At 62.1% G+C, this 9225-nt stretch carries 9 protein-coding genes; 7 read left to right on the top strand and 2 right to left on the bottom strand.

From position 1 onward, the window contains the following. From EN914_RS13470 to EN914_RS13440, 7 genes are all read left to right on the top strand, one after another. Window positions 1-2301, top strand: a 2301-nt coding sequence (locus EN914_RS13470) for a penicillin-binding protein 1A (RefSeq protein WP_164778733.1), incomplete at its 5' end; no start/stop codon positions are given. A gap of 117 nt (window positions 2302-2418) precedes the next feature. Continuing rightward, window positions 2419-3550 (top strand): peptide chain release factor 2 gene (gene prfB, locus EN914_RS13465; protein WP_013531367.1). Its coding sequence is split into 2 segments (ribosomal slippage): window positions 2419-2484 and window positions 2486-3550, totalling 1131 coding nucleotides; the frame shifts between segments, so codons are not numbered across the junction. A 65-nt stretch (window positions 3551-3615) separates the two neighbouring features. Further along, entirely contained in the window at window positions 3616-4047 is a 432-nt protein-coding gene (locus EN914_RS13460; RefSeq protein WP_164778734.1) for a GFA family protein, read from the top strand. A 288-nt stretch (window positions 4048-4335) separates the two neighbouring features. Further along, on the top strand, window positions 4336-4713 hold the full coding sequence (locus tag EN914_RS13455; protein ID WP_013531369.1) for a hypothetical protein: 378 nt from the start codon (window positions 4336-4338) through the stop codon (window positions 4711-4713). 169 nt (window positions 4714-4882) lie between these two features. Next, a complete protein-coding gene (locus EN914_RS13450) occupies window positions 4883-5251 on the top strand; it encodes a GFA family protein (protein WP_024503891.1) in 369 nt (122 codons plus the stop codon). Window positions 5252-5426: 175 nt separating this feature from the next. Continuing rightward, window positions 5427-6077, top strand: a complete 651-nt coding sequence (locus tag EN914_RS13445) for an OmpA family protein (RefSeq protein ID WP_013531371.1) — start codon at window positions 5427-5429, stop codon at window positions 6075-6077. A 241-nt stretch (window positions 6078-6318) separates the two neighbouring features. Continuing rightward, window positions 6319-6924 carry a hypothetical protein gene (locus EN914_RS13440; protein WP_024503892.1) on the top strand — a complete coding sequence of 202 codons (606 nt, stop codon included), beginning with the start codon at window positions 6319-6321 and terminating at the stop codon, window positions 6922-6924. Between the two features lie 71 nt (window positions 6925-6995). On the opposite strand, the gene EN914_RS13435 is transcribed toward EN914_RS13440, so the two are convergent. Both EN914_RS13435 and EN914_RS13430 read right to left on the bottom strand, forming a co-directional pair. Continuing rightward, window positions 6996-8591 carry a DEAD/DEAH box helicase gene (locus EN914_RS13435; protein ID WP_024503893.1) on the bottom strand — a complete coding sequence of 532 codons (1596 nt, stop codon included), beginning with the start codon at window positions 8589-8591 and terminating at the stop codon, window positions 6996-6998. Window positions 8592-8789: 198 nt separating this feature from the next. Then, on the bottom strand, window positions 8790-9225 hold a 436-nt coding region (locus EN914_RS13430), incomplete at its 5' end, for an NAD kinase (protein WP_127389117.1).

Raw genomic sequence — 9225 nt, 5'->3', positions numbered from 1 at the left:
GCGTCCGACGGCGCGCTGATGGCCGAATATGCGCGCGAACGGCGCCTGTATCTGCCGATCCAGGCCATTCCGGACCGCGTCAAGGCGGCCTTCCTGTCGGCGGAAGACAAGAATTTCTACAATCACCCGGGCATCGATGTGACCGGCCTCGGCCGCGCCATCATCGTCAACCTGCAGAATTTCGGCTCGGGCCGGCGCCAGGTCGGCGCTTCGACGATCACCCAGCAGGTGGCGAAGAACTTCCTGTTGTCCTCGGACCAGACCTACGAGCGCAAGATCAAGGAGATGATCCTCGCCTTCCGCATCGAGCAGGCCTATCCCAAGGATCGCATTCTCGAGCTCTACCTCAACGAAATCTTCTTCGGCTTCGGCGCCTATGGCGTCGCCGGTGCGGCGCTGACCTATTTCGACAAGTCGGTCAACGAACTGTCCGTGGCCGAGGCCGCCTACCTGGCCTCCCTGCCCAAGGGGCCGAACAACTATCACCCTTTCAAGCATGCCGATCGCGCGATCGAGCGCCGCAACTGGGTCATCGATCAGATGGTCGAGAACGGCTATGTCACGCGTGAGGAAGGCAACAAGGCCAAGGCCGAGCCGCTGGGCGTGACGCCGCGGCGCAGCGGCACCTATCTGTTCGCCGGCGAGTACTTCACCGAAGAGGTGCGCCGCCAGATCATCGCCCGCTACGGCGAGAATGCGCTCTACGAAGGCGGCCTCTCCGTCCGCACCACGCTCGATCCGAAGATCCAGCTCATTGCCCGCAAATCGATGCAGAACGGGTTGATGAAATACGACACGCTGCGCGGCTATCGCGGGCCGGTGACATCGATCGATGTCTCGGGCGACTGGGGCGTGCCGCTTGGCGCCGTCAAGGGACTGGAGGATGTTCCCGAATGGTCGCTCGCCGTCGTGCTCGACAGTTCGGCGACCGGCCTGTCGATCGGCCTGCAGCCCGCACGGCAGGCGTCGGGCGAGATCGTCAAGGAGCGCGTCGAAGGCACCATCAGCAAGGAGGACATGGGTTTTGCCATGCGCCATGTGGTCGCCGGCAAGACCGTCAAGGCCAAGTCGCCGGCGGAGGTGCTGAAGCCGGGCGACGTCATCTTCGTGCAGAAAAACGATGGTGCCGAGGGCACTTACAGCCTGCGCCAGGTGCCCGAAGTGGAAGGCGGCCTGATCGCCATGGACCCGCACACCGGCCGCGTGCTGGCCATGGTCGGCGGCTTCTCCTATGCGCAGTCCGAATTCAACCGCGCCACGCAAGCCATGCGCCAGCCGGGCTCCTCGTTCAAGCCGATCGTCTATTCGGCAGCGCTCGACAATGGCTATACGCCGGCCTCGGTGATCATGGACGGGCCGATCACGATCCAGAGCGGCAACACGAGCTGGACGCCGAAGAACTATGACGGCACCGTCGCCGGTCCGGCGACCCTGCGCTCCGGCATCGAGAAGTCGCGCAACCTGATGACGGTGCGGCTTGCCAATGACATGGGGATGAAGCTGGTGGTCGAATATGCCGAGCGCTTCGGTGTCTACGACCATCTGGCACCCTATCTGCCAATGGCGCTGGGTTCCGGCGAAACCACCGTGATGCGCATGGTGTCGGCCTATTCGATCATGGCCAATGGCGGCAAGTCGATCAAACCGTCGCTCATCGACCGCATCCAGGACCGCTACGGCAAGACGGTGTTCAAGCAGGACGAACGTGGCTGCCAGGGTTGCAATGCGCAGGAATGGCAGAACCAGCCGGAGCCGGAGCTGGTCGACAATTCCGAGCAGGTGCTCGACCCGATGACCGCCTACCAGATCACCTCGATGATGGAAGGCGTCGTGCAGCGCGGCACCGGCGCCACCATCGGCGAACTCGGCCGTCACATCGCCGGCAAGACCGGAACCACCAACGATGAAAAGGACGCCTGGTTCATCGGTTACACGCCCAACCTCGTCGTCGGCCTCTACATGGGCTATGACACGCCGCGCGGCCTCGGCCATGGCGCCACCGGTGGCGGCCTCGCAGCCCCGATCTTCAAGGACTTCATGCGAGTGGCGCTGGACGGCACGCCCAATGTCGACTTCAAGGTCCCCGAAGGCATGAACCTGGTCGCCATCAATCGCAAGACCGGCATGCGTGCCGCATCGGGCGATCCCGGCACCATCATCGAAGCCTTCAAGCCGGGCACCGGTCCCGCCGACAGCTATTGGGTGATCGGCATGGGCGCGGACGGCTCCAATGCCACCGGTGGCGCGCTGTCGCCGCAAGCCAATCAGGCTATCCAGTCCGGCGGCGGCGGCCTCTACTGACGATTTTCAGGGGCGGATGGGCTGGCCTTGGGCCGGCCCATTTTGCTTTACAGCCGGCGGCGGCGTGCCTATGTATCGCGCCGACCGATTTCAGCAAACAGGACAGAACAGCCAGCCATGCGCGCGGAAACGCAGAATATTGTCGACGAGATCAGGCAGGCGATAACCCTGCTGAGGAGGCATCTTTGACTGGGATCAAGCCATAAAGCGGCTTGAATACCTCAATGTGCGCGCCGAGGACGCCAGCCTCTGGAACGAGCCGCTGGAAGCGCAAAAGCTGATGCGCGAACGCCAGAGCCTCGAAGAAGGCATCGCCTCGGTGAAAGGTCTGACGCAGGCGCTGGAAGACAATATCGGCCTGATCGAACTCGGCGAGGAAGAGCGCGATGAGGGCGTGATCGCCGAGGCGGAAGCCGCGATCCGCTCGATGCAAGGCGAAGCGAAGGCCCGCCAGGTCGAGACGCTGCTGTCGGGTGAAGCAGACTCCAACGACACCTATCTCGAAATCCATGCCGGTGCCGGCGGCACCGAAAGCCAGGACTGGGCCTCGATGCTGCTGCGCATGTACACGCGCTGGGCCGAGCGGCGCCGTTTCAAAGTCGAAGTGCTGGAAATGCATGACGGCGAAGAGGCCGGCATCAAGTCCGCCACGTTGATGATCAAAGGCCACAACGCCTATGGCTGGATGAAGACGGAATCGGGCGTTCATCGCCTGGTGCGTATTTCGCCCTATGACAGCAATGCGCGCCGGCATACGTCCTTCGCCAGCGTCTGGGTCTACCCGGTCATCGACGACACGATCGAGATCGACGTCTCCGAATCCGACGTCCGCATCGATACTTATCGCTCGTCCGGCTCGGGCGGCCAGCACGTCAACACCACCGATTCGGCGGTGCGCATCACGCATCTGGCCACTGGCATCGCGGTCGCCTGCCAGGCCGAACGTTCGCAGCACAAGAACAAGGCCAAGGCCTGGGAGATGCTGCGCTCGCGCCTTTACGAGGAAGAGCTGAAGAAGCGCGAGGCGGTTGCAAACGCCACCGAAGCATCGAAGAGCGATATCGGCTGGGGCCACCAGATCCGCTCCTATGTGCTGCAGCCCTATCAGTTGGTGAAGGATCTCCGCACCGGCGTCGAGAGCACCAGCCCGTCGAGCGTGCTCGATGGCGACCTCGACGATTTCATGGAAGCCTCGTTGTCGCAGCGCATCGAAGGCGGTGCCGGCGAAGCCGTGGCGGACCTGGACTAGGATATGCCCATATTCAGGTGAGGCTGGCCTGGCCTCATCTGAACATACCCCTGCGCACCACAGCAATGGAGGAGAGAGTGCCGAGCAAGCTCACCGGAAAATGCTTTTGCGGCGCGGTTCACTACGAGGTGGCCGACGAATTCCTCTATGCCGCGAATTGCCATTGTTCGGACTGCCGGCGCACCACCGGTTCGGCATTCAAGCCTTTCGCCGGTATCGAGCGTGAAAAGTTTCTCCTCACCGAAGGCGAGGACAAACTCCTGATCTTCGGCGACCAAAGCGGCCACAACGCGCAGTGCTGCCAGTGCGTCTCCTTGCTTTATTCGCTCGTGCGCGACGGCGCCTACGTCCATGTCGCCATGGGAACGCTCGTCGACGACCCATCCATTCGTCCAACCGAGCACATCTTCGTCGGTTCGAAGGCGGGCTGGTTCACCATCACCGATGACCTGCCGCAGTATCAAGAGCACGTGATTGCCGGCTCCGACCAGCAATAGGCTGGAACCACAGCGGGCCAATCCCGTTTATTCGACGCCCGTTTGCCGGGAATTGACCTTGGCCTCATCTCGTCGGCGGTAGCGGATGCCTGACGTCTGTAGAACGATGTCGGGAATGCATGTTCTTGCGCCGACCAAGGAATCAGCCCAGCATCCAAGGGCTGGGAGAGAAAAAGCATTTATGGCCGGACGCGGCATATCTGCGACCCGACGATCCGGCCACTGGGAAGATACGTTCCGGGAACGGGCAAGCGAAACGCTTGATGCTCGTTTGAAAGGAACGTTTCCATGTCTGCTGCCACACTCAGATCGGCCAATGCCGTTCAACCGGCTGGCCGACTTTTGTTTTCCCTGTTCGCGATCGGCGCGATGGCAATGCTGACGGCACCTGCCTTCGCGCATGACGCCACGCCCACGGCGGCAAAGCCACAAGGCTGGAGTTATCCGTTCGCATGCTGCGCCAACTATGATTGTCGCACGACCCATACAGGCGAAGTGCTGGAGAAACCCGAGGGCTATGTCATCGCCGGAACGGGTGAGGTCGTTCCAATGACCGACAAGCGTGTCAAGGACAGCCCGGACGGCGAGTTCCATTGGTGCGCGCACCAGGGGGGGCTCGACGCCGGCAGGACAATCTGCCTGTTCGTGCCGCCGCGCTCTTATTGACGATAGGAACGCATTCCGAAGTCCGCCTGAGCGCGTGTGACGGGACGGGCTTGCTGAGACCAGCCTGTCGCGGTAGCGCCGGGTGATGCTTGCTGACAGACAGTTGTCAGGAGCACCTCTTTATGCTGCCTTTGCCGCACAGGGTGGCGGCGACAGGAGGAGTTCGTTGATGACCATCAAGGCAAGCTGTCATTGCAAGGCGACGACGTTCGAGGTTTCGCAAGCACCGCAGACGGTGACGCAATGCACCTGTTCTTTCTGCTCGAAACGCGGCTCGCTCTGGGCCTATTACGTGCCTTCGCAATTCAAGCTCACCAGCCCGATGGAGAACGTCTCTTTCTATCGTTGGGGGTCGAAGACCGTAAAGCACGGGTTTTGCGCCACCTGCGGCTGCGGCACCTTTACCGAAACGCCGGACTGGTCGACAGGCGAGCCGGATTTCGACAATCCCAAGATCAGCGTCAACTCGCGGCTGTTCGATGATTTCGATCTCGACAAGGTCGAAGTGGTTGTCATAGACGGCAAGAACCTCTGGTAGCTTATCCAAACAATTCCGGCACGGCGATGCGGCGCCACCACCGGGTATTGGTCTCTCGGGAAAAGCCGTGAACGGCGCTTTTGCCGTTCCGCTTTTCGCCGCAATTCATGGTACAAGTCGCGGGAAGGGCTGATTTGGCGCCACCGCAAGGCGTGACTTGGAGAGGGACCATCCTATGAAAAAGACTGTGCTCGTCGTCGTGGCGACGGCTGTGCTCGTGAGCGCCTGCACCACCACCGATCCGTATACAGGCGACCAGAAGATTTCCAACACGGCGGCCGGCGCCGGCCTTGGCGCCCTGGCGGGTGCCAGCCTTGGCCTGCTTGCCGGTGGCAACGACCGCCGCAACGCACTGATCGGCGCCGGCATCGGCGCGCTGGCCGGCGGCGCCATCGGCGCCACGATGGACCAGAACGAGGCCGAACTGCGCCGGCAGCTCGAGGGCACCGGTGTCAGCGTCACCCGCAGCGGCGACCAGATCATCCTCAACATGCCGTCCGACATCACCTTCAACTCGGATCAGGATGCGGTGAAGCCCGGCTTCTACCAGGTCCTGAACTCCGTCGCGCTGGTGCTGAAGAAGTTCAAGCAGACCACGGTCGACGTGTTCGGCCACACCGATTCGACCGGTGGCGACCAGCACAATTTCGATTTGTCGCAGCGTCGTGCTTTGGCGGTGGCGAACTATCTGTCCGGTCAGGGCGTGGATCAGCGGCGCTTCGCCGTCACAGGCTTCGGCAAGACACGTCCGGTCGCATCCAATGCCACAGCCGAAGGTCGGGCCCAGAACCGCCGCGTCGAGATCCAGCTGTCGCCGCTCACCTGATCCGTCCGGCAAGCGGATGCGAAACGGCCCTCATGCGGGGCCGTTTTTGTTTGAGCTGACATCGGCGCTCTGGATGGGTACGGTATAGATTTAGTTATTGCTAAAATATAGCTTTCCGGCGGCCATGGAAAGGAATAGCATCATGGCAGTCCAGCGGGGATGAGGCGGTGTAATCGGCCGCGCAATCAGCATTTTTCCGCCTCGGTCTTGCACGGCCAGATCAGAAATCTGGGAGGAATGCATGACAAGAACAGCCAGCCTTGGGCGCTGTGGCGTCCTCGTTTTAACAGGTTTGGTAGGCGCGTGGCTGAACGTTGCTTCGGCTCGGGCCGAGGACCCCAACAAGGCCGACATCGAAGCCTTGAAAAAGTCGCTCGCCAAATATGAGGATTACACCGCTGCCGTCCGCGACCTCTATCTGTCGACGGTCGGCTGCGTCTACTACAGCGGAGAAAAGATAGCGGGCGCGATGGATTACCCGAAGGGCGCCATGGGTATTCACTTCGTCAATGTCCCGAGTGTCGGCCAGAAGCTCGACCCGATGCACCCCAACGTGCTGATCTATGAACCGACCAAGAAGGGTTTGCGGCTGGTGGGCGCGGAATGGCTGGTGCCTCTGACGCCGGACATAAAGGAGCCTCCGAAGCTGTTTGGCCAAACCTTCATGGGGCCGATGGAGGGGCACTACCCTCTCATCCCGAAGGAGTTCGTCCACTATGACCTTCATGCCTGGCTCGGGGACAATCCGAACGGCATGTTCAGTCCGACGAACCCGAACGTGAAATGCTCGAAGGCCGAGTTTCCGATGCTGGAAAAACCGACCAAGATGATGCCTGGGCCGATGTAACGGGCGAACCAGGCTGGAGCTCTACCGAGAAGGCAAGCCGGATGGCTGGCTTGCCTTCGAAGCGGTCGGGATCAGACCTTGGCGACGATCCGCATGAAGGCCGGCATGTCATCGCCGAAGCCAACGGTGGAATCGTTGTCTTCCTGGTGACGTTGGCGGGCAGGGCGGCTGTTGTCTCGCTGCGGCCGGGTATCGCCGCGTTCCGGTGCGCGCTGTTCGTTGCGATCGGACGATTTGCGCTCGGTGTTTTCCGAACGGATCGCTTCCTTGCGCGAGCGCCGTTCGCCGACGTCGGCGGCTGCCGCTGCGACCTCGGCCACCGGCTGGTCCTCGCGGACTGTTTCCGGTGCCGTGTCTTCGCTGCGCTTGGCGTGGCGTTCGCGCGGTTTGCGCTCGCCGCCCTTTTCCCTGCTGCGGTCGTCGTCCTTGCGGCCGGCGCGGCGCGGTGCGCCCTTGCCACGGCGCGGAGCATCGTCCTCGCCGCCTTCGCTGGCAACCACCGTCGACAAGTCGCCATCATGCCATTCGATCTTATTGCCGATCAGCCGCTCGATGGCGTCGATGTATTTGGTGTCCGACTTGGTCGCGATGGTGAAGGATTTTCCGGAGCGTCCGGCGCGGCCGGTACGGCCGATACGGTGGACATAATCCTCGGCATGGATCGGCACGTCATAGTTGAAGACATGGCTGACGTCGGGGATGTCCAAGCCGCGCGCGGCGACGTCGGAAGCGACGAGGTAGCGCAGCTTGCCGTCGCGGAAATTGGCCAGCATCTGCATGCGCGCGCGCTGGTCCATGTCGCCATGCAGCGCACCGGCGTCGAAATCATACTTCAGCAGCGAGCGGAACAGTTCCGACACTTCGACCTTGCGGTTGCAGAAGATGATGGCGTTCTTCAGTTCGGCATCTTCGGCCTTGATCAGGTTGCGCAGCGTCTCGCGCTTGTCCCACGGCTTGGAGCCTGATTTGACCAGCCGCTGGGTGATGTTGGTGGCGGCGGACGCGGCCTTCGAGACCTCGACGCGCACCGGCGCATGCAGGAATTTCTCGGTCAGCTTGGTGATTTCCGGCGGCATCGTCGCCGAGAAGAACAGCGTCTGCCTGGTGAACGGGATCATCTCGCAGATGCGCTCGATGTCGGGAATGAAGCCCATGTCGAGCATGCGGTCGGCTTCGTCGATGACGAGGATCTCGACGCCATTGAGCAACAGCTTGCCGCGCTCGCGGTGATCGAGCAGGCGGCCGGGCGTCGCGATCAGCACGTCGACGCCGCGCTCCAGCTTCTTGTTCTGTTCGTCGAATGAGACACCGCCGATCAGGAGCGCGATGTTGAGCTTGTGGTTCTTGCCATATCGGATGAAATTCTCTTCGACCTGCGCGGCGAGTTCGCGCGTCGGCTCCAGGATCAGCGTGCGCGGCATACGGGCGCGGGCCCGGCCGTTTTCGAGGCGGGTCAGCATCGGCAGCACGAAGGAAGCCGTCTTGCCAGTGCCGGTCTGGGCGATGCCCAAAATATCCTTGCCGAGCAAGGCGTGCGGGATCGCACCAGCCTGGATCGGCGTCGGCTGGGTGTAGCCGGCGTCGGTGACTGCGGAAAGGACCTTCGGCGACAGGCCGAGGTCTGCGAAGGTCAACGCTTCTTGAGCGGTCGTGGTGTCTGAGGACAAGTGTTGTTGTCTTTGGCTGGTTCGGGGAAGCGCAACGGCGTCTAATGGCGTCGCGGCAAGCGCCACGCGCCTGCAAGATCGGTATTGCAATTAGGAGCAAGCCCTCGATTTGTCAACAGAAACGGGCAGCAATGGCACGATTGTGAAGTTGTAACCTTAATCGGGATGCTTAATCGACCTGTCGGTCGCAGAGCCGGCTCAATAGCGGAACTGTTCGGCGAGAATACGCTCGTTCCAGGAATGATTGGGATCGAACAGCAACGTTGCTGTCGCCGTGGGTGATTCTCGCACCGTCACCGAGGTCACCGCCTTGACCTCGGTATGGTCGGCGGCGGCGTTCACCGGCCGCTTTTCCGGCTCGCGGATGTCGAAGCGCACCGTCGCTTTGTTGGAGAGCAGCGCGCCGCGCCAGCGGCGCGGGCGAAACGGGCTGACCGGGGTCAGCGCCAGCAGCGGCGCGTCGAGCGGCAGGATCGGCCCGTGCGCCGAAAGATTGTAGGCGGTGGACCCGGCCGGGGTTGCGATCATGACGCCGTCGCAGTTCAGTTCCTCAAGCCGGACCTGTTCGTCGACGGTGATGCGGATCTTGGCCGTCTGGTACGATTGACGCCACAGCGCCACCTCGTTGATAGCC

The organism is Mesorhizobium sp. M7A.F.Ca.CA.001.08.2.1, assembly GCF_003998455.1.
In the GTDB taxonomy this organism is placed as follows: Bacteria; Pseudomonadota; Alphaproteobacteria; order Rhizobiales; family Rhizobiaceae; genus Mesorhizobium; species Mesorhizobium ciceri.
This window is presented reverse-complemented; position numbering and strand designations above follow the sequence as displayed.

Coding starts and splice junctions, on each gene's coding strand:
- EN914_RS13460 (WP_164778734.1), top strand. CDS start 3,616: ATGGAGGAGAGAGTGCCGAGCAAGCTCACCGGAAAATGCTTTTGCGGC.
- EN914_RS13455 (WP_013531369.1), top strand. CDS start 4,336: ATGTCTGCTGCCACACTCAGATCGGCCAATGCCGTTCAACCGGCTGGC.
- EN914_RS13450 (WP_024503891.1), top strand. CDS start 4,883: ATGACCATCAAGGCAAGCTGTCATTGCAAGGCGACGACGTTCGAGGTT.
- EN914_RS13445 (WP_013531371.1), top strand. CDS start 5,427: ATGAAAAAGACTGTGCTCGTCGTCGTGGCGACGGCTGTGCTCGTGAGC.
- EN914_RS13440 (WP_024503892.1), top strand. CDS start 6,319: ATGACAAGAACAGCCAGCCTTGGGCGCTGTGGCGTCCTCGTTTTAACA.